The sequence below is a fragment of the Chthonomonas calidirosea T49 genome (assembly GCF_000427095.1).
GTDB lineage: Bacteria > Armatimonadota > Chthonomonadetes > Chthonomonadales > Chthonomonadaceae > Chthonomonas > Chthonomonas calidirosea.
This window is the reverse complement of record NC_021487.1, coordinates 1,081,526-1,105,598: the sequence shown is the minus strand read 5'-3', so window position 1 is coordinate 1,105,598 and position 24,073 is coordinate 1,081,526. Positions and strand designations below refer to the sequence as shown.

Genomic DNA, 24,073 nt, shown 5'->3' with positions numbered 1-24,073 from the left:
CCTTTCATGTTTAGTAGATAGCCTGCTCGGTTTCCGGATCGAAGAGGTGACTCTTGGCCATGTCGAAGACGATTTCGAGCTTGCCACCCACTTTGGCCTTAGAGGCGCTATCAATCATCGCGATGAGGGAGATATCGTTGCTTTTAAGGTACATCTCCATGTCGCTACCGAGCGGCTCTACCACATCTACATCCACGGTAATGGTGTTGCCTGGGGTTGGCTGAACCAGCCCAGGCAGGCTTTTATCGTAGATGTCCTCAGGACGAATGCCCCAAATACAGCGTTTGCCCACGTAGCTACGCGCCTTTTGGGCCTGTTCTGGGGGCAGCGTTACCTGGAAGCTGCCGGCGTCCACAAGCAGCTCTCCATTGCGTTCTACGATGGTGGCAGGAACGAAGTTCATTGCGGGCGAACCGATGAAGCCCGCCACGAAAAGGTTCGCCGGATGGTTATAGAGGTTAAGGGGGGTGTCGCACTGCTGGATAACCCCGTTATTCATCACGGCGATACGATCGCCCATGGTCATCGCCTCCACCTGGTCGTGCGTTACGTAGACCGTGGTGATGCCTAGGCGGCGATGCAGCTTAATAAGCTCCGCCCGCGTTTGAACGCGGAGTTTCGCATCGAGGTTAGAGAGCGGCTCATCCATCAAAAACACTTTGGGCTCGCGTACAATGGCCCGTCCTAAGGCAACGCGCTGGCGCTGGCCTCCAGAAAGCTCTTTGGGTTTGCGTTGCAGGAGGTGTTTCAACCCCAACATTTCGGCCGCCTCGTTCACTCGCCGATCGATCTCCTCTTCGCTGAAGGCGCGTCGCGTATTGAAAGGCCAGGGCAGGTTTGTCGGCACCCGTTTTAAACGGAGGCCAAAGCTCATGTTATCGTAGACGTTCATGTGGGGATAAAGGGCGTAGTTTTGAAAGACCATGGCGATGTCGCGGTCTTTGGGCGACACATCGTTCACCACGCGGTCACCAATGATGATCTCCCCGGAGGTGGCCTCTTCTAAACCGGCGATCATGCGCAGCGCGGTCGTCTTGCCACAGCCGGAAGGGCCTACGAGCACCATAAACTCACTGTCACGAATTTCCAAATTCACATTGTTAACGGCAACCACTTTGTTGAACACTTTGGTGAGATTCCGTAGTATCACACCGGCCATGCAGGCATTTTCCCCTTCATTGCGAGTTAACGGTTCCAACGGTTTCCTTCTTTGGTTTTCTGGGAAGGCGCCCACAAATTCCCTCTTTGGGCAGAACTGGCGCCCTCTTTGTCTTCATTCCGTAAAAATCATACCACGAACCTAGGCTCAAAACCTACACGGATGCCAGCAAAAGCATCCTTAGGGGCATGATTGCAACAGCAAAAAGAGAGGCCGGCGCGATGACCGCGACGGCCCTTTATCGAAAGGAGTTCGCAAGAAGTTTTTGTTCGTTAACGGCCCTCTTCGAGGAGAAGATGCGCAAAACGTCGCCCGTCAGCAACCTCGATATCTTCTGGTACCTTTTGGCCTGTGGTGATATAAGCGAGGGGCACACCGGTTTTGTCGAGCACGTTGAGCAGAGAGCCGCGGCTGTCGGTCTCATCCAGCTTAGTGAAGATGAGGTTATCCACACGCGCTTTAGAGAAGCGCTCCACCGCTTCTAGCATGTCGCGCTCTTTCATGCAGGCAGAGAGAACGAGATAGCTTTTGGTGTTTAGGCGATCGATGAGGCTCTTGAGTTCTCCTACCTGCATGGTGTTTTTTTGGCTCCGTCCGGCTGTATCAATTAGCAGGAGGTCGTAATCAGCACACTCGCGTACGGCGGCGACGGCTTCGCTCTGATCATAGGCCACGCGCACGGGAATGTCCATGATCTGTCCATAGGTTTTTAGCTGCTCGACGGCGGCGATGCGATAGGTGTCTACCGTGAGCAAGGCGACTCGCTTGTGTTCAAGCAGGGCAAAACGCGCCGCCAGTTTGGCAATGGTGGTCGTTTTGCCCACGCCGGTTGGCCCAATAAAGACCACTGTCGTCAGTTGGCCTGGCGTGGGGGAAAGGGGAGCGGCGATGGGAATGCGCCGCGCAATGAGGTCCGAAAGGGCGGAAAGTGCCATGGGCAGCCGCGCTTGTTCGCTCCAGCGGCTTACGTCGGGCAGATTTTCCACAAGGTCGCGAGCTAAAGCCTCGTCTACTCCAATTTCTAAGAGCCTCTTGTAGAGTTCGGGGCAGGCCGGCAATACAAGGGGAGGCGGCGCGGAGGGGGCAACAACGGGGGCGAGCGCGGAGACAACCGCGGTGACCGTCTGCTCCTGCGCGAGCTGCTGTTGTTGCTGTAGGGTATCTAAGGCCTCACGTATCTCCGCTAGGGCCTGCTCTAGCTCGCCAATACGTTGCATGGAGGAAACAGAGGGCTTCTTTGCCCCGTTCGTTGTGGGGGTGGGCTCTGCTGCGGGCTCTACAGGATGGCTGTTGGTTGCAGGGGTGGTACGGCGAGCTTTCGACGTAGAAGAGGGAAGATACTCCTCTTCGTGAGAGCTGGAGATGCTTGGGGAAGGGCGTGTTTTGGTGGCGCTTGCTGAGCGGTTGGACGCGGAGCGTTGTTCTGTGCTGTTGTTGGCTACGGCGGCGATAGTGCGATAGGCACGGGCGGCAGCCGCCGAAGTAGCGCCGGCGGATTCTTTAGGGCGGCCCTCCTCTTTTGAGGCGCCAGTCGAAAGGGATTTTGCTTCGACCTCTTCACGAGGAACGAGGCCGGTGGCGGCCACGACGCGAACGATCTCGCGGGCGCCGATGCCGAGTAGCCCTCCTTTGCGCGCTTTACGGGTGTCCAAAATGATGGCTTCTGGGCCAAGCTCGTTGCGTATCTGGGTGAGACACTCCTTTAGGGAGTTCGCTTCATACTCTCTAATGAGCATCGAATGGGATCGCCTCCGTGGGAGGATTCAGGCCAGAGATGGCTTTCCCCTCTATTATCGGTGTCTTGGAGGGCAAACTATAGGGCACATCGGTTGAATGCGGGTACTATAGTTCTAATTTTCGAAGAAAGGGAGGGAAAAGCGGTTGGATTTCGAACTGCTAAAAACACTGTGTGAAACGCCGGGGATTCCTAGTCGGGAAGAGCCGATTCGTCGGGTGGTAGCGGAAGCCCTTCGCCCCTTAGTAGACGCTCTCGAGGTGGATGCCATGGGCAATCTTATCGGCCATAGGCGCGGCGAGGAGGGGGGGCCGCGCGTGATGATCGCGGCGCATATGGATGAAATAGGCTTCATGGTCAAGCATATTGATAGTCGTGGCTTCCTGAAGCTTCTGCCCGTTGGCGGCTGGGACCCTCGTAATTTGGTGTCGCAGCGGGTGTTCGTGCATTCGCGTTCGGGACAGCGATTGCCTGGGGTGCTGATGCCAGGCACCAAGCCGCCGCACCTACAGACGCCGGAAGAGAGCAACAAAGCTCTGAAAATAGAGGACATGTTTGTTGATCTGGGGTTGCCGGGCGAGAAGGTGAAGGAGCTGGTGGAGATCGGCGATATGGTGACGATGGATCGCACGTGCGAGCGTGTGGGCGATACGGTGGTAAGCAAAACACTCGACGACCGCCTTATGGTTTTTGTGATGATCGAGGCTCTGCGGAAACTAGAGAGACGCGTGCCCGCCCATATCTTCGCTGTGGCTACCACCCAAGAGGAGGTGGGCTTGCGAGGGGCCACCACAGCGGCTTTCGCCTTAGAGCCGAATATTGGGATCGCCTTGGATGTTACGCTGGCCGTTGATTTCCCGGGCGCTCCCGAATCGGAGCAAGTTACCCGTTTGGGCGAGGGGGTTGCCATCAAGATCGTCGACTCCTCTCTGATCTGTCATCCTAAACTCGTGCGCCATTTTCGCGATGTGGCGGAACAGCGGCAGATTAAGTATCAGCTCGAAATGCTGCCAAGAGGGGGCACGGATGCGGGCGGCATACAGCGTAGCCGAGGCGGAGTGCCTTCCTTTACGCTCTCGGTTCCGGTGCGCTATGTTCACACCGTGAACGAGATGGCGCATGTGGAGGACATTCAGGGCGCCATCAATCTGCTTGCCGCCTACCTTGAGGAAGCGCATACACGCCACTACGACTATCGTGATGAGTTGAGCGGTTAAGCGATCATCCGAAGCTTCTAAACGGCATGATACGTAGAAAAAGGTAAGGTGGATCGATCCCTGTGGAAACGCCCATTCAAAAGGTACGTTTTGGCACCCGTGGCAGCCTTTTAGCACGAACCCAAACTCAGTGGGTAGCGCATAGGTTCCAACGGCTCTATCCTCAGATCGAGGTAGAGCTGGTTGTCATTGAAACCACCGGCGATAAGCAGCGCGACCGGCCTTTCACTGCGGTCGGCACAAAGGGGATGTTTGTAAAGGAGATAGAGGAGGCGCTGCTGCAGGGCACCATTGACGTGGGCGTTCACAGCGCCAAAGACCTGCCGTCGGAGCTTCCGAACGGCCTTTCCATTATCTGCATTCCTCCCCGTGAAGTCCCCTACGATGTTCTGATCGCGCGCGAGGCGCGCAGTTTGGAGCAGCTGCCGGCACAGGCCGTTATCGGCACGAGCAGTCTGCGACGGCGAGCACAGATAGCCTCGGTTCGGCCTGACCTGCGGTTTGTTGAGCTTCGCGGCAATCTCGATACGCGCTTGCGTAAATTGAAAGAGGGGCAGTGCGATGCTCTCGTGCTGGCCTATGCCGGTCTCCATCGGCTGGGGGCGGAGTGGGAAGGACGGATCACGCAGATCCTCCCCAAAGAGGTTTGTCTCCCAGCGCCTGGACAGGGGGCTTTGGCTATAGAGGCAAGAGAAGATAGAGAAGACCTTAGAGCCCTTTTCTCCGCGCTGCACTGCACGGACTCGGCTTGCACTCTGGAGGCGGAGCGGAGTTTCCAGGCGGCTTTGGGCGGAGGCTGCACGGTGCCGATAGGGGCCTTAGCTTCTCTGGAGGGCCCTAGTGCCGTTGTACTTGAGGCGGTTGTGGTAAGCCCGGATGGACGGCAACGACTGTTTGACACTTACACCGGGCTTCGCTCTCGTGCTAGAGAGGTGGGAGCAACGTTGGCTCGGCGGATGCTCGAACGCGGGGCGAAGGTGTTGATCGAAGCCCACCGCTGATTCAAAAAGCGCAAAGGGGCTATAAGAAGGTGCCCCATTCCAAAGATGTCGGGGCCGTGGGATTTTAGGAGAGAGGACGATGAAGGTTCTTGATACGGATTACTTGGTGATCGGCAGCGGCTTGGCCGGTTTGACCTACGCTTTGCGATTGGCACCACATGGACACGTCACCGTGCTCACAAAGCGATCGCGCACCGACGCCAATAGCAGTTGGGCGCAGGGCGGCATTGCAGGCGCGTTGGGTGAGGACGATTCGCTGGAGCTACACCTGCAGGACACATTGGTGGCTGGAGCCGGTCTCTGCCATCCCGATGCCGTGGAGATTTTAGTGTGTGAGGGGCCGGAGCGCATTCGTGACCTCATTCGGTTGGGGGCGCACTTCAATACCGAGATCGGGCCGAGCGGCGAGGAGGTGCTCTCTCTAGGACGCGAAGGGGGGCATTCGCGAAACCGCATCGTTCACACGGCGGACTACACCGGATGGGAGTGCGAACGGACGTTGTTGGAGGCCGTGCGCAACGCGCCATCGGTGGAGATACTTGAACACTACTTTGCCTGCGAGCTGTTGGTAAGGTCTATTGGCCATGCCAACGTGTGCGTTGGAGTGCTCGCTCTGGAGGAGCAGACGGGAGACTATGTGGCTTTTCGGACACGTGCCACCCTGCTGGCGACTGGAGGTTGTGGACAGGTTTACGAACACACCACCAACCCGTCAGTCGCAACTGGGGATGGCGTGGCGATGGCCTGGCGAGCCGGCGTCCCGATAGCAAATATGGAGTTCATCCAGTTTCATCCCACTACGTTGTACCACCCTAAGGCGCGTGCTTTTCTCATTACGGAAGCGTTGCGGGGAGAAGGCGGACGGCTTTGCCATAAGGATGGGGAGACGTTTATGGAGCGGTATCATCCTCTCAAAGAGTTGGCTCCCCGTGACGTGGTTGCGAGGGCCATTGTCAGCGAGATGCAGCGGCGTGAAGTGGACTGTGTCTACCTCGACGCCACGCACATTCCCGAAGAGAAGCTCAAACATCACTTCCCAACCATCTATGCGCGTTGTTTGGAGGTAGGTATTGACATCACCCGCGATCTCATTCCCATCGCGCCGGCTCAACACTATCAGTGCGGTGGGGTTGTAACCGATCTGTATGGAGCCACGCCGATTGCGCGACTCTATGCGGCAGGTGAGGTGGCTTGTACAGGAGTGCACGGCGCCAACCGGTTGGCTTCTAATTCGCTATTAGAGGCCATGGTGTTCGGCTATCGCGCTGCCGAGCATACGCTGCGCTGCGCTTCCGAGCCGCTCTCTGAAGAGGAGAGGTCGTTCCGATGGCTAGCAGAACCGGCCAAAGTAAGTACAGGAGATGCTGAAGCCGATAAGGAGGTGGTTCGCCAGTGCAAACGGCTTATGCAGCGCAACGTCGGCATCGTGCGCACTACCGCGGGTCTCCTGCAAGCGCGCGAGGCGCTCGCAGCAGCGCTAGAGCGTTTTGGAGCGGATAGACCCTCCACCGTTGAACAGTGGGAGGCGCGTAATGTGGTGCAGGTAGGGTGGTTGATTGTCGAATCGGCCTTGCGACGGCATGAGAGTCGAGGTTTGCACTATGTTTTGGACTATCCGGAACCGGTTGAGAGCGAACGGCACGATACCGTGCTCATCAACAAAATGAGCTGACCGCGTCTCTTCGTATTGGAGCGGCATTAAGTCTCCACGTTTTTGAGGGCATTCAATAGTCGCTTGCGCCTATTTAGTTGACTGCTCCCAAGCACTTAAAAGCGCCCAGGCGGCCATGCTGCGGGCATAGTAGCTGCCGCACTCTGGCTCGTTAAAGGGGTTGCGCTTTTTGCCGTCATGCCGATTGCGCACCGCCTCGACAACCCGTACCGCCTCATCGCGCATTCCATAGTCGAGAAGCAGAACGGCAAACTGATACTCAAAGCCCGTCATACACTCACCAAAATAGGGGAAGGGACGTTCCGGCCGATTGCCTAAGGGATAGGAGCAGATAACGGTTCCGGCTTCCTCGGGAGTGGCGAAGGTGCGCATGTTGTTGTAGTGATCCCGCAGACTCTCATGATGGTTGTACCGAAAAATGGAGGCGAGAGCTTGACGTATATGGTAGCGATCCAACAGGTCTCCTAGTCCGCAACGGTTTGCACGGTATTGACCCACAAGCTGGTCAATTAGGCAGCCAGCGCCGAGTTGAAACTGAGGGTGGGGGTTGCGATACTCGCCGGTGACGGCAGTCATAGGGGCTGGCTGTGATGGCGGCGTTGCGATCTTCTGCTGGTAGTATTGGCCATTGTAGAGGTTGTTGTCCACCCAGTAGGCACCCTTTTTGCGCAGCTCTCGGCAAGTGTGGGCAAAATCGGTATCACCGACGATCTCCGCCATGCGCGCTGTGGCCTCTAAGGCAGCCAGATACCAACCGGTGCAGAGTGGGTTCGGGCCGAAAAACTCTACGTCGTAGGTGTTATGTTGGGCACCTTCCATCACGCCGTCTTTATCCGCATCCCATCCTCCAGGGAGCCATGCAAAAGCCAGCATGCGTTTCACCGTAGGGTAGACCTTACGCAACCAAGCCTCACCGTCGCGCTCTTTGTCGTGCAGGTATTGGGAGTAGACACGCACGATCAGCCCCATCTGCCCATCGGCAGCAGCACCGTACCAGGTTGGGTTAATGAGGGGAAGGGAGAGGCGGAATCGCTCTCCTCCATCCTGCACAACCCCGTAGTTAAGATGCGATTCGAGCATGCTGCGATGGAGATCGGGAAAGAGGCTAAGGGTTGCGACCTCATAGTTCCAAACGTGTGTGCAGCTGCCAATGCAGCAGCCGCTCTGGCCGGCACAACCCTCCCAGCCGAGGAAGGTGCCATCGGCCAGTCGAAAACAGGTATGGGTGCGCAGGGGAGTGAGGTTGAAAAGTGCGGCTTCACGTAGCGCATGAGGTGCAGGATGCTCGACAACGCTCTTCACGAACGCGATGGTTCTCTCGCGTAAATCTGGCAGGTGTGGGATCACACGGCGTGCCACGTCCAGCGCGTCCTGAAATTGGGTGGCATACCAGTTGGTTTGAATGGGGTCTTGGCCGGCTTCGGGCGACCACCAACCCTCCTCTTGGAGGTTGCGGAGGGGAAAATGCCATGCGATGAGGAGATGAACCGTTTGGCTTTTGTTGGGCGCTAGGGGCGGCACTATCATGGTGAGGGAACTATGCCAGGTATCGTTGGGCGATGGTGGGCAGGGCGCGTTTGGATCGGCATCGGGCAGCCAGCCGGTTTGCAGGAGCGAGTCGATAATGCCCAAAGCCTCTCCATTCCATGGACTCCCCTGGAAAGGCCAACGGCGCGCCACATGTATCTCCTGTGCGTCGGTGAGGAAAGCCATGGTACCATTTTGAGCTGTGCGTAGCTCCCGGGCTTTGTAGAACTTCATACCGTGCCAGCCCACAACCTCTGCGGTTTCCGTGACGTTGTCTTTGAGATCGGAGACCATGCCGTCGGTTCCAATGATGTTGGTCATTAGGAGGGTGAGCGTGGCACGCACAGGTAGAGGGGTCATATTGGTTAGTGTGATGGTGAGAAGGCCAAAGGGAAGGCTAGAGTTGGGCGTGTCGTTAGGGATGAGGGGGTTGAAAGCCTCGATGGTGGCACGCACGGGCACATCGCTTTTATCTTCCAAGATCACACGGCCGAAAGGATAAGCCGCTTCGAAACGGGCTCGGGGAAAGCGAGCAACCCCCATGAGCGTGCCGGGAGCGCCGAAATCGGCGCCGAGATCGGTATCGCTTGCCGCTTCAAGCACCCGCAATTTGATCTCCTCTTTTGTTCCCACGTTGCGTTGGGTACGGAGCAGCAGATGGGCGTAGGGTGGGCGCCAACCGCGGTTGGGGCGGCTCATCAGCTGCCATTCGGTCAGCTGCCCACGGCCGCCAAGGGCAAAGAACCCGGTGCCGATGCCGCCGACAGGCATGGCGATGGCTTTTGTGTGTTCGTGGTCGTAGCGAGAGAGAATGGGCCAGTCACTCTGCATTTCTAGTCTCCAGTCTGCTGATAAAGTAAGATGGCGCCGCTATGGGGCGGCAGAACGATTTTGCGAACGAGGCGATGATTCAGCCGTTGCATCGGGGAGCCAAAGTTAAGGGTTAAGGTGCGTGTATCGGATGGGTTCACATAGACGGCACCGTTTTGGAACGTTCGGCGCCACACCATGCCGCCGGTGGTAGGCACTTTGTGACGCTCTTGCAGCGGAAGCCCAAGCGGAACGTTAAAGTAGTTCGAGTAACGTTGCACCTCCTCGCGCATAATGCGGAGGCTAAAGCCGATATCGTTGCGTTGCCCTGGGTAGAGGGGCATCGGCTGAAAAGCGAGGCGGCCCTGACGATGCTCGATGAGCAAAAAGCTGGCGAGAGCATACTCCAGCTCGGCAGGGTTATGGTAGGCGCCGGCCGCGATAAAGAAGAGGGCGTTAAGCGAATACCGTTCGGCCGCCTCTTGTTGGCGTTCCCACTCCGCTTCCGAGAGCGGTTTCCCTGTCCAGTAGGGTTCAACCCAATCTTCCACCCAAGCGCCGTCTATGTAGGGAAAGTAGTCATCCCACAGACGATTTTTAAGGGCGGGGGCGTCGGCTTGGAGAGGGGGTGGAAGCGTTGGGTGTCCGGCCGGCCTATCGAAGCCAAGAGCCTCCGGCACCATGAAAAACCTCCCCTGAGCACGCGCAGCTCGAAGCCAGCGGAGGGTGGCCTCAGCTCGGGCGGCAAAGTCGGGATATTTGCCCGGTTTTTCTGGGAGGAACGTGTTGTTAATCGGCAGTTCGGCCGCCACAACGCCATCGGCGCCATATTGACTCACGAGCTGAAGCACACGATCACGCCATAAGTGCGCCCAGGCGATGCTGCCAAAATCCATCCAATGGCCTCCGGGCGTGGGGTAGGGGATCTCTTTGCCGTTCGCGTCGGTAAGTACATGCGCCTTCATCGCCGGCGTCCAGCCGCCTACATTGCCTTCGGCGTTAGGGTTTTCCGATAGACAAGAAGCATAGACGTAGAGAAGGGGGCTAAAAAGCGGGTGCGCTTTTCTAATGGCCGGATAGGTGTTTGGCGTTAAACAGTTAGGGCTAATGGCCACGACATCGCAGTTGTTTCCTATCCATTGGGCGTTGTCAGGTGAAAGCTTCGTGCCGTTTTGAGCCGATGCCTCTACGGGGTCTTGGTTCTCCCCAAGGCCCATGGTGAACACGCCTCCAAGTCGCACAGGGCAGGCCGAACGAACAGGGGTAAGGGGCTGAAAGCCGTTCTGAGCTTGTGCCTTGTTGGGCGCAGATGGTGCCCCTGAGGTCAGCCCTAACAGCAAGAGGCCATTGAGCATGGAGGCGCAAAGCTTTCTTCTAACCTTCTGCGATGACATAACAGCCTATTTTATCAACTTTTCTCTCCTCAATTCGGCAGTCTAATGCAGAACTCCTGCCGGTAACGGCGCCGCATTTCTATTGGGGAAGCCTGCAAGGCGACGCACATTAGTCAGAACGAGATGAGGAAAAATTTTTCAAAAATACTAGACAAATGATGACTTTATACAGTATGCTATTCGTGTCGCCGTGATGCGACATCCATCCCTTTTTAAGGAGCAGGTACATGCCGACGATCCAAGAGCTGTTTGCCCAACTGGTACGACAAGAGGCCGATCATCTCATACGCCATGCCGAGGCCACCCCACCTGACAAACAAATCTGGAGCCCGCTTGATAAAGGCCGAACCGTTCTCGATCTGGTTCAAGAGTGCGCGTACATGAACGGTTTTGCTGCCAAGACGCTTGTGGATAGACGCCAGCCCGAATGGAGCCAGGTAGAGTTCGACCGATTTCGTGCGGAGTTTAATACCATGGAGAAGGCGCTAGCCCGCTTACGTACGGAAACCGAGTCGCTTGCGCAGGCCATTCTGGCGTTTCCCACAGAACATCTCAACGATCCTGTGCAACTGCCTTGGGGCGTAAATGGTACCCTTACCGTCTGGATCACCATTCCTTACTGGAATATGTGCTACCATCTCGGTCAGGTTTGCTACGTTCAGACGCTCTACGGAGATCAGGGGTACTACTACGGCTTCTAGATCGACCCTCTGCGGGTAGAGCAAACGGGTAGGATTTGGCAATCCTACCCGTTCTTTTGCGACAGAAACGATCTCATGGGCCATCGCTTGTTATAGCACGATGCGAAAGCCTATTTGCCTTCGGTGACATCGCTTGGACTGAAGCCGATGCGCTGCCACGCCCGCTTTGTGGAGGGCAAGGCGGCAATACGTCGCCACTCGAAACCGGTACGTGCATCCTCTATACCTAAAAGCGCCATGCCTAGATCAATGCCAATAACGTCTTTATCAAACCAGTCTCTGTCGAGATTGAAGGCGTTACTGAAGCCGTAGCGTCCCCATAGTCGCTCATGAAACTGCGAGTACATGGCATGAGCGATGGCGCATGCTTGGTTTGGCTCGAAAAGGATGGCGGCGATGGCTCCGGTCGGCGAGACCGTTCCATCTTCCGGCTTAGGCACCCCGTAGGCATTATAGCCGTCTGGGCCGTCGGAAGCGTTTAACCCCCACATACCAGCGGCGTAAGTTTTACGCTCTTTTCGATGGTCTAAACAGAACAGACGATTGATCTCCACGCCATTGGCGGCGTTTCGCCAATAGTTCCACCCGTCACGGTCGCGCCATCCACGAAAATCGAAGAACTCATAGGGCATTTCGTGTAGGAAAATAGGGCCTCCTACGAAAGAGGTGAGGCCATGGTAGGTATATCGTGGCCGTGTCCAGGCCCACCAGCAGGCAGCTGGCAGCGGATTCTTTGGGGCTCCGATGCCCAGTAGGTAGAGCATGATGCCTTCGGAGTAGCTATCCCAGTTGGCGCTTAAGAAGCCACTTTCGGGCTTCCATCCCATAGAGAGCACACGCTTTTGAGGATCCTGCCCACCATTGGTTAGCATCCACTGCCAGTCGAGACGCGTATACATTGTGTCTGCGAGACGCTGCACCTCCGTTGCAGGCCATTGCGCCCCGGCCGACAGCGCGCCAAGCAGCAGGAGCGCCGTATCTATGGAGGAAAGCTCACAGTTCCATACGCGCTCGCCGGTGTGCATGTCCACAAAATGGTAGTACCAGCCGTGCACGTTAGGCATCTTTTCGACCACAAAACGCAGCGTTATAAGCGCCCTTTCATAACCTTGCTGAGACGTTATCCAGTGGTGTTGCACGGCGATGGGCAGAGCGGCAAGTGCATAGCCTGTGCTGGCAATACTTGCAACCGTGTAGTTATCCGCGGGCCCTACGTTGCTTGCGCGGTCTTTTACCAGACCGGTGTTCGGATCGGCTTGTTCCCAGAAGAATCGGAAAGCACGTCTTTCTATCTCTGTTAGTAGAGGATCGGTTAAATAGGCAGGGGACGACCTATGTACAGCCCATTTTATTGGGTTCCCCAAGCTTCCCTGCGTGCTTAGCCAGCCTAACAAGGCGATCGTTATCCCCTTTATCCACCATCGGAACACAAACAATTTCTACGTCCTCCTTACAGCATGAAAGAGGCTCTCTCTGTGGAAGGAGAGAGCCTCGCTTGCTTACCAATACTTTACTGGAACAGACCTTGGCTTTCGGTCTGCTGTAAGGTGGTACAGAATGTATTGAGCCAACTTAGGTCTATACCACTGCCATCGTAGTTGGAAAGACCATTTGGATTGTAAGCCCACATGTTTGTGCCATCGGGATTTGATTGTTGGCATGTGGCGTCCCATGTGGTGAACTTGGCGTGACCGTCCATAAAGGTGAGGTTTACCGCTCGGTCGCTGCCCCGATGCTTGGCACCCCAGTTCGATCCACTCGGCCCCCAGGCGTTCGGCCCTACATTGGGTATCACAGCCATCCATGGGCCGTAGTCCGGATAGACATCCTTGTTCTCACCAATGATGAGTGTGTTGGCCGGATAGTCGAACGCAACAGAACTATACTGGTTGCCGGCCCACCAATCGCCAGAGCCTATAGGCGCGGAGGATTTAAAGAAAGCTCGGTAGTAGAAGTAGCCTCGATAGGTTTTCGGTAGGCTGGGGTTATAGGGTGGTGTCGTAGGGCCGGCCGTTTCGTCCAAGACTTGGGAGGCCGGGTTGGAGGGGCAGCGGAAGATCTGGTAGTTTTTGATGTAGGGGTAGATCAAGTGCTTCCAGTTGCCCTCGATGTAGGTGGGGTCAACCGCACGTACGAGTGGAAGCATCTCATCGTAATCCTGCGAGTACATGGTTATCCCCAATCCGATCTGTCGCATATTGGACAGACAGCTGGTGAGTCGGGCTGCCTCGCGGGCCTGGGCGAAGACGGGGAAGAGGATCGCCGCGAGAATGGCGATAATGGCGATAACCACGAGAAGTTCGATCAGCGTAAACCCATCTAGCACGTGCCTACGCTGTCTAGCTGTAGAAGCGGTTTTCATTGGTTTCATCTCCTTAGATTTGATTTGTTGAACTTGCATGCGGAAGAAATTTTTTGCTTTATGGTTGCCCTGTGCGCGCCGGCTGCGGCGGGATGGAGGGCAGAACCGGTTTGCCCAATCCGGCTTGCTGTGGTGTTAACGGCCTACCTGCCGCGGGACTATGAAACATACGAAGCGCTAAAAGCCCGATGATCACCACAAGCACGATCACGATGGCGGCAACGATGCCGGGATGTATCTCTTTTTGCATCTCTCACTCCCTTATGACACAAGGTAGGCCCCACACGAACGACGAACATCGAGTGTGGGAGCCACACGGATTTGGAACGGTTTTACGCGCATTCCGCGCAAGCGCGCATGCAGCAGCTCAACGGCTTTATGAGCCATGTCGTAGACGGGCTGTCGCACGCTGGAGAGCGGCGGGTCTACGTGGTCACACATGCCAGTAGAGTCGAATCCCACAATGGCCACGTCTTGAGGTACCCGTAGTCCTAGCGAACGCAGAATCTGCAGGAGGCGCACGGCCACATCGTCGCTCCAAGCGAACACAGCCGTTGGGCGCTCTTGAGCAGAGAGCTGAAAGAGGGCTGCAATTTGCGAGAAGTCGGCCGCGGGTGAGGTGGCTTCTTGGATCCACTCCTCCTTTACGGCAATACCGGCTCGTTCCATGGCACAACGGTAGCCTTGGATACGCTCTTGAGCGGCACCGGAATGGGGCGATCCTGCTACATGCAGAATCCTGCGATGCCCTAAGCGCAAAAGGTGCTCCACCGCTAAAACGGCGCCTGTTGTGTTATCGCAATCCACATACCAGATGTGCGGCTTGGTGGTGTGCGTGAACATCAGGACGGCTGGAAAGTTGTGCGCATAGAGGATCTCCGCAAGCGGATCGTCCACATCCCGCAGTAAAAGGGCTCCATCCACACGGCCGTCCATGAGGCGGGCGGCCTCAGCGGAGACAGGATCTTGCTCTTCCAAGTACCACTCCGGTGTTGTCTTGCGCGTATGCAGCATAAGGTCGTACTCTAAAGTAATAGCGGCGTCTGTGACTCCGTGAAGCAGCTCATTGGTAAACCCTGACCAACCTGCGAAGAGGAGGGGGTACTGCATGACCACAGCGATGGTACAGGTTCGTTTATGAGCGAGCCCTCGAGCCAAGGCATTGGGGTGGTAGCCTAACGAGCGTGCCGCGTCGAAGATACGCTTTTGCGTCTCTTTAGGGATGCGCACGACATCGCCGCGGCCATTGAGCACATAGGAGACGGTAGATTTAGAGAGGCCTACCTTCTCTGCGATCTCTTGCATTGTAATTCGTCGTGCCATTGCTTCGTAAGCGTCCTTTCGAATCAGCTTAACCGGTTGAGCTAACTGCATTATAACATACCGGCCTTCTTGTTGTCAACATTTTCGGCATTCTCTTGCAAAAATTTTTACCCGCGTTCCCAAACGACCTAGTAGAGGCGGCGTAGAAAGTTGCGACAGACGATGGCCGCTGCTGAACGACCATAGCCACCGTTCTCGATGACACAAGCAAAAGCATAAGGCTGAACGAAGCCAATGAACCAGGAATGGGGCTTGGCACCTGAAAGGCCCGTTTGAGCCGTGCCTGTCTTGCCAGCCACCGGCTCTGCAATATCGTTAAAAATCCCCGCTGCAGTTCCGTTGGTCACCACGCTACGCATTAGCCCTTGTAGGATCGCCGCGGTTTGGGCGGTCATGGCCTGCCCCACCTGCATCGGTGGCATCTCTTCACTTCGCGCGCCTGGGCGAAACGTCTTCAGGCTTGCCACTAGGCGAGGTTTCATGCGCTTTCCCTCGTTGGCTACCGATGCGGCCAGCATCGCCATCTCCATGGGTGAGGCCAACATGCGTCCTTGACCATAGCCGAGGTCGGCCAAATCGGCATAGAAATCGGCCAGCGGAGGCACATGGCTGAAACCCATGTCCTCTTGCAGACTATCATGGAACATCTGTGGCCCGATCCGAGTGGCCAAGGTGGCAAAATAGATGTTGGACGACACGCGGAATGCCTCCGGCATGGTAATGGCGCCGAAGGCTGGGTCATGCGGATCATCGTGGACGATCCGGGTATAGACCTTCTTCCCAACGTGCCACCGCACCGTAGCGACGCGATTGCAGGGCACAACAATGTGGAGGGCGTTTGGAAGGTGATCCAGCGCACAGGCCGCTGTGGCGACTTTTAATGTAGAACCTGGTGGATAAAAGCCATCGAGCGCTCTGTTGAAGAGGGGCCCTCCATTGTCTCCGGCAAGCATCTGATGGTAGGAAGTGGGGGTGAGCGCATTGGGATTGAACGAGGGCAGCGTTACGGCCGCGAGCACATCGCCGGTTGTCGGTTGGAGTACCACAAAAGCCCCCTTACCACTCAATTTATCGGCCACGGCAGCCAGTGCGTTGTAGGCGATGGTCTGCAAAGCCGCATCTATGGTGAGATGCAGATCACCCCCTTTGCGGGGACGATAGCCGGGGAGGTCTTTTGCACGATAGTCCTGAATAAGGTCTGAGAGGTGGTTGTAGCCACGTAACACCGCGTCATACGCTTTTTCAAGGCCGGACGGGCCGCCTATGGCTGGGTTTGCCACGCCAATGAGCGAGGCGGCACAAGGTCCAATCGGGTAGAAGCGGCTGTGTTGTGCTATCAGCTGTACCGCGCGCTGCCGATCGGGCACAAGCTTCAATATCTCGGCGGAGCTGGAAGTGGCCAAAACACGGCCTTGCCGATCGTAGATACTACCCCGCGGGATGCGTTCGGCAATGGCCAGAAGTCGCGGGTTATAGTGGGCACGCACCACGCCGTCTCGGTCGGGGGTATAGATGGGGTAGGTAGCAAACCGATTGGCCTGGACCACCATAGTCTGCCCTAATCGTCCCAAGCCTATGACGCCTAGCAGCAAAAAGGCCACCCCCAACTCCAGCTTTTTGGAAACGGAAAGCAATGCAGGGTGCAAAGGCTCGGCCTCCTCTGCACGACGTGGGGTTGCCGAGATACCTAACAGCAGACCGATGAGAACGAAACTAGAAAGGAGGGCGCTATCGCCATAACAGAGGAAGGGGAGGGAGATGCCGGTGAGCGGGGTAAGGCCGGTGACGCCTCCTAGAATCAGGAGCACCTGCATGATCAGGATGGCGGTGAGACCACAGGCGAGCGCTCGGTCGGTGGAGTGGATAGCTCGTCGAGCGATAGCTAGTCCCCGGGCAATGAGCGCATAAAAGATCAGCAACACCAATAGAGCCCCTATGAAGCCCGCCTCTTCGCTCCAGGCAACGAAGGCGAGATCGTCCTCTCCGCGAGGTAACACGCGCGGCATACCAAGCCCCAACCCTGTGCCGCTCCACCCACCTGATCCAAGAGCCCACAGCGCCTGGCCAAGCTGCATTCCTTGGGGATGTGCGTTTCTCCAGGGATGCAGCCACATATCCACTCTTACCGGAAAAACCCCAATCCGAAAATGGTAGGCGATATAGCTGCCGAGGCCCGTAAGGATCAGGCCGATCCAGAGGTAGCCGTTGCTTCCGGTGGTCAGCATCAGCATGAGGATGAAAGCACCAAAGAGTAAGAGCCCAGGTCCTAGGTCTTTGATGACCAAAAAAAGAACCAGTGTGAACCCAAATAGCACCACAACAGGGCCGAGATCGGATAAAGAGGGAAGCTTCCAGCCTTTTTGTGGAGAGGTTCTTTGCGCGAGATCGGCGGCGCGTTCGCCCAAATAGCTTGCAAGAAAGAAGACAACAAGCAGTCGTACTATCTCTACGGGTTGAAACCCGAACAGGGTTACCCTCACTCCGCCAGGCCCTCGGCCAAAGAGCCACAGCAGCAACAGCAATAGGGCTGCCCCAAGTCCCCACAAATAGCGGTAGCGCTGCAGCCATTGGCGTCGGCGCTCTGGTGTAATTCGCGCGCAGAGAACCAACAGAACGACTCCCAAGAAGATGCCGTAGGCGTGGTGTAGGTAGTCTTCAGAGTCGCGCAAGGGATCGCGTAGGCTAAAGAGAAGGGCCACACCAAAGCCGGATAGAAGCAGGGCCAAAGGCACGAGGAACGGATCGCCGAATACCCGTCCGCGATTGCGCAGCCAAGGAGGGAGAAGAAATAGAAGAAGACAGAGCAGCCCCGCCACGATCCAGAAGTGCCAAAAAACGGTGGAAGGACGCCTTACCAAGTAGTTTTTGAGAGACGGTTTGGTGGTGGTAGGGTCTAACAGGGTGGCTTTTGCGATGAGAAACGAGGGGGTAAGGTGTCTAACACGCTCCGGAGAGAGCTGGGCGAGGAGGGCATCACGAAAAGCTGCAAGCCGTGCCGCTTCGAAGAGGGGAATATGGAGCACGGCGGCAAACTGCGTTGTGTTGGCCGTATGCCAATCGAGGTGGGAGGCCGAGAGGCGTTCCGCGAGCGAGGGCCACTGAGCTTTTGGAAAAAGCGGAATTCCGAGCAGTTCATTCACGCTCGAAAAACCGCCATGGGTGTTACGATAGGCTACGATCTGTTGGGCTATACCAAGGTCTATGTTCAACGAAAGGGCGAGAGTATCGGCACTAACCTGATTGACCAGCAGGGCGTTGGCCGGAATCTCGGCGCGCCAACGGGCAAAAAACACAAGCAAAAAAACACACAGCAGCAGCACACAGGCCGATAGGCTAAGCCGTCGTTCGATAAGGCGTTGACGGCGTCTGCTCTGCTGCCCCTCCATGTATAACGTTTCCTATGGAGCCTCCTACGCGACGTCTAGCGTGTTGCTTTGCGCTAGCTTCCGAGTATGGCATACAACAGCAGGCAGACGCATAAGACCGCTGCCAGTCGCGCTGTTATCGAGTTCAGTAACTCCTCTTTGCCCGCTTTCCCTTTGAAGGTCGAGACAGAGGCCGATCCGATTTGCCCCTGCAGCCCGTCAATTTTGCTCTCCTGAATGGTGATGACGTAGATGAGAGCAACAGAAAGCAAAAAGATAAGCACGCCCAACAAACCATGTATGATCTTCATATTCTCTTTTTCTATCTCCTATGTAGGCTTCAGCGGTTTTTGGAAGGGCCTTTAACGCCCTTCTCGTCTCATCTCCTCTTCAACACGGCGTCGGATCTCCGCTTCGCGCTCGCGCTCTCGACGCAGCTCATCGTCCTCGTCTTCACCGCGCAGGCCCTTCTCGAACTCGCGCTTGCCTCTGCCCAGGTTCCGCATCAGCTCTGGGATGCGGGAGCCTCCAAAGAGCACTAAAAGAACCACGAGGACGACAAGCCATCCCCAGTCGTTTGTGAAAATATTAGCAATCATCTTTCTATTCCCCTCTTTACAACGTTCTTAGCCTATTTCACTTACGGAATTTTGGCACATTTCCGCCATAAACCCGAATCTACTCCTTGCGTGGAACCGTTCCTTCCGCCGGCCGAATCGCAACGGGAGGACTCTCCTGAAACGCGGTACCTAGGGTGCCTTCCGTGATCCCTTGAGAGCCGTTCTCCTCTTCGGTCGGGGCCAGTGCGGGCGCGGCGGCGTCACCCTTTGGCCCCTCGTTTACGTTGCTGTAGGCCGTATACATGTTCACTCCGTCGTACGGTGGCCGATACGAGGAATTAGAATAGCCATTGTTAGTATTCTGCTGATCTGCAATGGGGTTGCCGTAGCTATCGTACCGTGTTGGTTGGTAAGAGCTGTCGTAGTAGCTTGTGTTCAATGTATTGCTGAGCTCGGAGGTATAGCGTCGAAACTCCCGCATGGCCTTTCCGAGCTGCCCCAATATTTCCGGCAACTTGTTTGGCCCGAAAACGATCAGCAGCACAACCGCAACAGCGATGAGCTGTACCGGACTATCTAGAAATGCAAGCATCTTTCCTTATCTCCCCACTACGCTAGCCGCGAAACCTGCGCCTGTTCGGCACGTTTCTGCACGATGTCCACCTCGCAGAAGCCAGCACCTAAAACCTCGGCGTTGGCAGCGCCTGCTCCCGCAGCCAGGCGTAACGCGTTCTCTACAGAATCGCCTTTCTCTATGGCCAATAGCAAGCCCGCTAAAAAGCTGTCGCCGGAAGCTACCGCACTCATCACGTTCACGCGCGGGGCATGCACGTGGTAGGCCTCCTTCTCCGCAATCCAGAGCGCGCCCTCTGCTCCCAACGTGCACAAAAACACTTCCACCCCGTAATTCTCCCGCAGCGCCGTAGCGGCACATCGGGCCGTTTCCACACTCGATATCGGATGCTCCCAAAGCTCCTCCAGTTCCGTGCGGTTCGGCTTTACCAACCAAGGGCTGGCTGCAATCCCTTCGCGGAGCGCTGCGCCACTGCTATCTAGTACCGTCTTGGCTCCAGCCTGTTGTGCCCTCCGCAAGATCGTTTTTACCCAGCTGGCTTCAATGCCGAGCGGCAAACTTCCGCAAAACGCCACCATCGCAAAGGAATGGCTTGTTAACAGCCTTTCCAAATGCGCCATAAAACGGGCCATCTCCGTTGCGGACACCGTAGGCCCTAACTCGTTGATCTCCGTCTCCGTTTTGCGCAGAGGATCCACGACTTTGATGCAGAGTCGGGTCTCCTTACTGATCTCTACGAAATCGTGAGCGATGCCTTCACCCGCAAGGGCTGTTTGAACGATATGCCCATTGTATCCGCCTAGCAGACCGGTTGCAAGCGCCTGACCCCCTAAACGCGTATAGACTCTGGCAACATTCAGGCCTTTGCCGCCAGCAACCGTAAGCGCTTGCGATGGCCGGTTCAATTTGTGGACGGCAAAGTCCTCTATCAAATAGGTTTTATCCACACAGGGATTGAGCGTTACAGTGAGAATCAAGCGGACTTTGCCCTCCCAACCACCGATATTTCACTTGACAAATTTTACCCTATCTGGTTATACTAAAACTGTCTGCGGTTGTACCTGTCTTGCTCTTTCTATGCCCAGGTGGTGAAATGGTAAACACGCTGGTTTCAGGTACCAGTGCCCGAAAGGGCTTGGAGGTTCGACTCCTCTCCTGGGCATTGCTGTTCGTTTGGCGGCTTGGTGTTAGGTAAGAGTTTTATCTGGGGATCCTATGCCGATTAACTTTGATCGTGTTGCCGACGACTACGATGCCAGTCGCTACCTGCCTGAGGACGCCGCCCAACGTATTGCCGCTTTCCTTTGCCAAGCCGCCTCTCTCGATATGCATAGCCTCGTGCTCGATGCAGCATCGGGCACGGGCCACTTTGCGCTACCTTTGGCCTTGCATGGGGTGCAGGTTGTAGGGGTAGACATTTCCGAACGGATGCTGGCCAAGCTGCGCTCTAAAATGGCATCTACCTCCCTGCCTATCCGCCTTCTGCGTTCCGATCTCACCTCCCTTGGGCTAGTCCATCAGGCCTTCGATGTCGTCCTCATGGCCCATATTCTGCATCTCATTCCAAACTGGCAGCAAGCGCTTCGCGAGGCGTTTCGCGTGCTCAAGCCCAACGGGGTTTTGCTTCTTGTTTGGAGACAAGGAGGGCGTTCGCCTATCCACCATCACTACCATGAGCTGCTTAGAGGGCGCTTTGAGATTCCCAAACATCAAGGAGCCCATTCAAGCGAAGTTGCACAGTGGTTGCAAAAGCAGGGAAGAACCGTTGAGATTCTAGACACCCAACATTTGCATTGGCAGTGGCAAGCCCCCATTGCACAGACCGTTGACTTCCTGCAGAAGCGCGTTTGGTCACGCCTATGGCGCGTTCCTGATGAGGTTCACGATTCCGTGATGAAGGAGCTGCGCGCTTGGGTGCTGGCCAACTACGGCTCTTTGGATGGCTTTGAGGTTCTCGAAGGCAGCATCATGGTGCAGAAAGTTTCCTAAGAGGGCCTATCTCCTAGTCTCTATTTGCTTACCACGATGTTGACGAGCTTTTGCGGTACCACGATGATTTTCTGAGGAACGCGTCCCTGTAGTTCGGTCTGCACGCGGCCAGAGGCAAGAGCAAGGCGCTCTAGCTCGTCGGAAGGGGTTTCTGGAGAAACCTGTAGCTTGTCACGAATCTTTCCGTTGATCTGCACCACCACGGTGATCTCCTCTTCTTTGGCGACTTCCGGGTCGTATTTAGGCCAGCACTGGTTGAAGGTGAACCCCTCTTTACCCAAGCGTTCCCACCACTCATCGGCCAAGTGAGGGGTGATGGGAGAAAAGAGGATCGGCAGGGTCTCTAGGGCCTCCGATATAAGACAGGCCTGCACCGGTGTTGGCTCTCGGTTAGCTACCGCATTACGGTAGGCGGAAAGCTCATTGGTGTACTCCATGAGAGCCGCCACTGCCGTGTTAAAACGAAAGTGCTCGATATCGGTTTCGACCTTTCGAATCGTCTGGTGCAGTTTTCGGCGCAGAGCGCGATCGGTGGGAGACAACTCGCTGAGTGGCGGCATATGTTCACGCCAGTCGGCACGATAGTGGGGACGGAGTTCGTGCCAAATGCGCCAAATGCGATTGACAAATCGATGGGCGCCCTCCATACCCTTATCAGACCACTGTACGTTCTCCTCATAGGGGGCCACAAAAAGCAGGAAAAGACGCAAGCTATCGCTCCCATAGCGTTCCGCCATCTCGTCGGGAGTGACCACATTTCCCTTGCTCTTGCTCATACGCACCCAGCGCCAGACCCACTTTTCGGGCGGAATCGTCTCTCGCTCTTCTGGCTTGAGAACCTTCCAGTTCTCAATCGGTTCATCGGCGCCGAGCTCTTCTTCCTCGCCGTTTTCCTCCTTTCCCACCTCTCGCCCAGGAGTGTAAGCCAGTACGGCTCCTTGGTTACGATAGGTAAGGAACGGCTCATCGAAGTGCAGGTAGCCCATATCGTGGAGCGCTTTCGTCCAGAAACGGGCGTAGAGGAGGTGGCCCACGGCGTGTTCTGCACCGCCGGCGTAGAGATCAACGGGCAGCCAGTAGCGCACGGCTTCTTGACTAAAGGCCTCTCTATTGTTATGGGGGTCAGCAAAGCGCAGATAGTACCAGGAAGAGCAGGCGGAGCCGCCCATGGTATCGGTTTCGCGGCGAGCAGGCCCGTTACAGCGCGGGCAGGTGGTATGGACAAATTCCGGTATGCCCGCCAGCGGCGATTCACCGGTGCCAGTCGGCTCGTAGCGCTCCACCGGGGGCAACAACACGGGAAGCTGGTCCTCGGGCACGGGCACCTCCCCGCAAGTGGGACAGTGGATGATGGGGATAGGAGCGCCCCAGTAGCGTTGACGTGAGATCAGCCAGTCGCGAAGCCGATAGGTTACCACGCCACGGCCAATGCCTTTCTCTTCGAGATAGGAGATGACACGTGAGATAGTCTCTTTGTTATTGGGTAGGCCGTCGAACAGCCCTGTATTCACCATGGTACCGCCCTCGGGCACGGCTTCGGTGAGAGATTCGGCCGTCTGTTCTGGGCTTATTTGGTAGACAAGGCGAATGGGTAGGCCGTAACGTTTCGCAAATTCGAAGTCTCGTTGATCGTGGGCGGGAACGGCCATGATAGCCCCTGTTCCGTAGCCCATGAGCACGTAGTCAGCAATGTAGATAGGAATTCGTTCCCCAGTGACGGGATTGATACAGTAAGACCCAATGAAGACCCCAGTTTTCGCCCGCTCAACGTTTTGTCGGTCAATGTCGGAGGTGCGCTGTGCGCGTTCTTTATAGGCTTCTACCTGGGCGCGATATTCAGGTGTCGTAAGCTTATCGACAAGGGGATGTTCCGGTGCCAACACCATGAAGGTTGCGCCCCATAGCGTATCGGGGCGTGTTGTGAAAACGGCAATGGTTTCCGTATGCCCATCCACAGGGAAGACGATCTCGGCTCCTTCACTGCGCCCGATCCAGTTGGCCTGCAGCGCTTTTACTCCTTCTGGCCAGTTTACACGTTGAAGCCCCTCTAGCAGCTTTTCGGCATAGGCGGTGATGCGAAAGAACCACTGAGGCACCTGGCGTTTTTCCACCAGGCTGCCGCAGCGCCAGCAGCGGCCGTTTACAACCTCTTCATTGGCCAGCACCGTTTTGCACTGTGGGCACCAGTTGACGGGCGCGTTGGCCCGGTAAGCCAAGTTGTTTTTATAGAGCTGCAGAAAAATCCACTGCGTCCAGCGGTAGTATTCTGGACTGCTGGAGTTGATCTCTCGGCTCCAGTCGTAGGAGATGCCAACGAGTTTTAATTGGCGCCGGTAGTTAGCCGCATATTCAAGCACCATCTCTTTTGGATTGCGGCCGCGTTTAATGGCTTCGTTCTCGGCGGGTTGTCCAAAAGCATCCCAACCCATAGGATGTAACACGTTGTATCCCTGTAGCACTTTTAGGCGGCAAGCAACATCCAAAGGAATGTAGTTGCGGCAATGCCCGACGCTCAGGCCAGCTCCCGACGGGTAAGGAAACATATCGAGACCATAAAACTTAGGGCGGTCATGACGAATCTCAACACGGAAAAGCTGGGCCTCTTCCCAGCGCTGCTGCCACTTACGCTCGATGGCTCGAAAATCGTACTGGCTGGTACTGTTGTTCTCTGCGCTCATAGTGTC

19 protein-coding genes and 1 tRNA gene are annotated in these 24,073 nt (G+C 56.2%); 6 read left to right on the top strand and 14 right to left on the bottom strand.

The features are described 5' to 3' along the window. Positions 1-10 precede the first annotated feature (10 nt). Both CCALI_RS04640 and flhF read right to left on the bottom strand, forming a co-directional pair. Positions 11-1,159 (bottom strand): ABC transporter ATP-binding protein, encoded by a 1,149-nt coding sequence (locus CCALI_RS04640; RefSeq protein ID WP_016482318.1) that lies wholly within the window; start codon positions 1,157-1,159, stop codon positions 11-13. Positions 1,160-1,431: 272 nt separating this feature from the next. Beyond that, positions 1,432-2,895 (bottom strand): flagellar biosynthesis GTPase FlhF, encoded by a 1,464-nt coding sequence (gene flhF / locus CCALI_RS14865; protein ID WP_016482317.1) that lies wholly within the window; start codon positions 2,893-2,895, stop codon positions 1,432-1,434. A gap of 145 nt (positions 2,896-3,040) precedes the next feature. Between flhF and CCALI_RS04630 the strand changes: the two genes are divergently transcribed. From CCALI_RS04630 to nadB, 3 genes are all read left to right on the top strand, one after another. Then, positions 3,041-4,111 carry a M42 family metallopeptidase gene (locus CCALI_RS04630; RefSeq protein ID WP_016482316.1) on the top strand — a complete coding sequence of 357 codons (1,071 nt, stop codon included), beginning with the start codon at positions 3,041-3,043 and terminating at the stop codon, positions 4,109-4,111. 62 nt (positions 4,112-4,173) lie between these two features. Continuing rightward, complete coding sequence (hemC, locus tag CCALI_RS04625; RefSeq protein WP_016482315.1) at positions 4,174-5,112, top strand: hydroxymethylbilane synthase; 939 nt, start codon at positions 4,174-4,176, stop codon at positions 5,110-5,112. Positions 5,113-5,191: 79 nt separating this feature from the next. Beyond that, on the top strand, positions 5,192-6,784 hold the full coding sequence (gene nadB / locus CCALI_RS04620) for an L-aspartate oxidase (protein WP_016482314.1): 1,593 nt from the start codon (positions 5,192-5,194) through the stop codon (positions 6,782-6,784). Positions 6,785-6,853: 69 nt separating this feature from the next. On the opposite strand, the gene CCALI_RS04615 is transcribed toward nadB, so the two are convergent. Both CCALI_RS04615 and CCALI_RS04610 read right to left on the bottom strand, forming a co-directional pair. After that, positions 6,854-9,142 carry a GH116 family glycosyl-hydrolase gene (locus CCALI_RS04615; RefSeq protein WP_016482313.1) on the bottom strand — a complete coding sequence of 763 codons (2,289 nt, stop codon included), beginning with the start codon at positions 9,140-9,142 and terminating at the stop codon, positions 6,854-6,856. A 2-nt stretch (positions 9,143-9,144) separates the two neighbouring features. After that, positions 9,145-10,515 (bottom strand): putative glycoside hydrolase, encoded by a 1,371-nt coding sequence (locus CCALI_RS04610; protein ID WP_016482312.1) that lies wholly within the window; start codon positions 10,513-10,515, stop codon positions 9,145-9,147. A gap of 227 nt (positions 10,516-10,742) precedes the next feature. Here CCALI_RS04610 and CCALI_RS04605 point away from each other — a divergent pair, with 227 nt between their 5' ends. Then, on the top strand, positions 10,743-11,216 hold the full coding sequence (locus tag CCALI_RS04605; RefSeq protein WP_016482311.1) for a hypothetical protein: 474 nt from the start codon (positions 10,743-10,745) through the stop codon (positions 11,214-11,216). A 110-nt stretch (positions 11,217-11,326) separates the two neighbouring features. On the opposite strand, the gene CCALI_RS04600 is transcribed toward CCALI_RS04605, so the two are convergent. From CCALI_RS04600 to CCALI_RS04560, 9 genes are all read right to left on the bottom strand, one after another. Then, positions 11,327-12,646 (bottom strand): glucoamylase family protein, encoded by a 1,320-nt coding sequence (locus tag CCALI_RS04600; RefSeq protein WP_231730011.1) that lies wholly within the window; start codon positions 12,644-12,646, stop codon positions 11,327-11,329. An 80-nt stretch (positions 12,647-12,726) separates the two neighbouring features. Then, positions 12,727-13,578 (bottom strand): DUF1559 family PulG-like putative transporter, encoded by an 852-nt coding sequence (locus CCALI_RS14860; protein WP_016482309.1) that lies wholly within the window; start codon positions 13,576-13,578, stop codon positions 12,727-12,729. Between the two features lie 58 nt (positions 13,579-13,636). After that, complete coding sequence (locus tag CCALI_RS04590) at positions 13,637-13,828, bottom strand: hypothetical protein (RefSeq protein WP_016482308.1); 192 nt, start codon at positions 13,826-13,828, stop codon at positions 13,637-13,639. 11 nt (positions 13,829-13,839) lie between these two features. Continuing rightward, positions 13,840-14,901, bottom strand: coding sequence for a LacI family DNA-binding transcriptional regulator (locus tag CCALI_RS04585; protein WP_172636626.1), 1,062 nt, complete (start codon positions 14,899-14,901; stop codon positions 13,840-13,842). Between the two features lie 128 nt (positions 14,902-15,029). Continuing rightward, complete coding sequence (locus CCALI_RS04580) at positions 15,030-18,287, bottom strand: FtsW/RodA/SpoVE family cell cycle protein (RefSeq protein WP_016482306.1); 3,258 nt, start codon at positions 18,285-18,287, stop codon at positions 15,030-15,032. Between the two features lie 53 nt (positions 18,288-18,340). Next, the gene (gene secG / locus CCALI_RS04575; protein ID WP_016482305.1) at positions 18,341-18,577 is read right to left on the bottom strand and encodes a preprotein translocase subunit SecG; all 237 of its coding nucleotides are present in this window, start codon (positions 18,575-18,577) and stop codon (positions 18,341-18,343) included. 51 nt (positions 18,578-18,628) lie between these two features. Continuing rightward, on the bottom strand, positions 18,629-18,865 hold the full coding sequence (tatA, locus tag CCALI_RS04570; RefSeq protein WP_016482304.1) for a twin-arginine translocase TatA/TatE family subunit: 237 nt from the start codon (positions 18,863-18,865) through the stop codon (positions 18,629-18,631). Between the two features lie 79 nt (positions 18,866-18,944). Next, on the bottom strand, positions 18,945-19,418 hold the full coding sequence (locus tag CCALI_RS04565) for a Sec-independent protein translocase subunit TatA/TatB (protein ID WP_016482303.1): 474 nt from the start codon (positions 19,416-19,418) through the stop codon (positions 18,945-18,947). Between the two features lie 17 nt (positions 19,419-19,435). Next, positions 19,436-20,377 carry a 1-phosphofructokinase family hexose kinase gene (locus tag CCALI_RS04560; protein ID WP_016482302.1) on the bottom strand — a complete coding sequence of 314 codons (942 nt, stop codon included), beginning with the start codon at positions 20,375-20,377 and terminating at the stop codon, positions 19,436-19,438. Positions 20,378-20,479: 102 nt separating this feature from the next. On the opposite strand from CCALI_RS04560, the gene CCALI_RS04555 reads away from it, so the two are divergent. Then, positions 20,480-20,562: transfer RNA gene (locus CCALI_RS04555), tRNA-Leu, on the top strand. A gap of 53 nt (positions 20,563-20,615) precedes the next feature. Then, on the top strand, positions 20,616-21,389 hold the full coding sequence (locus CCALI_RS04550; RefSeq protein WP_016482301.1) for a class I SAM-dependent methyltransferase: 774 nt from the start codon (positions 20,616-20,618) through the stop codon (positions 21,387-21,389). Between the two features lie 20 nt (positions 21,390-21,409). Here CCALI_RS04550 and leuS read toward each other — a convergent pair whose 3' ends face one another. Further along, positions 21,410-24,067, bottom strand: coding sequence for a leucine--tRNA ligase (gene leuS, locus CCALI_RS04545; protein ID WP_016482300.1), 2,658 nt, complete (start codon positions 24,065-24,067; stop codon positions 21,410-21,412). Between the last annotated feature and the right edge of the window lie 6 nt (positions 24,068-24,073).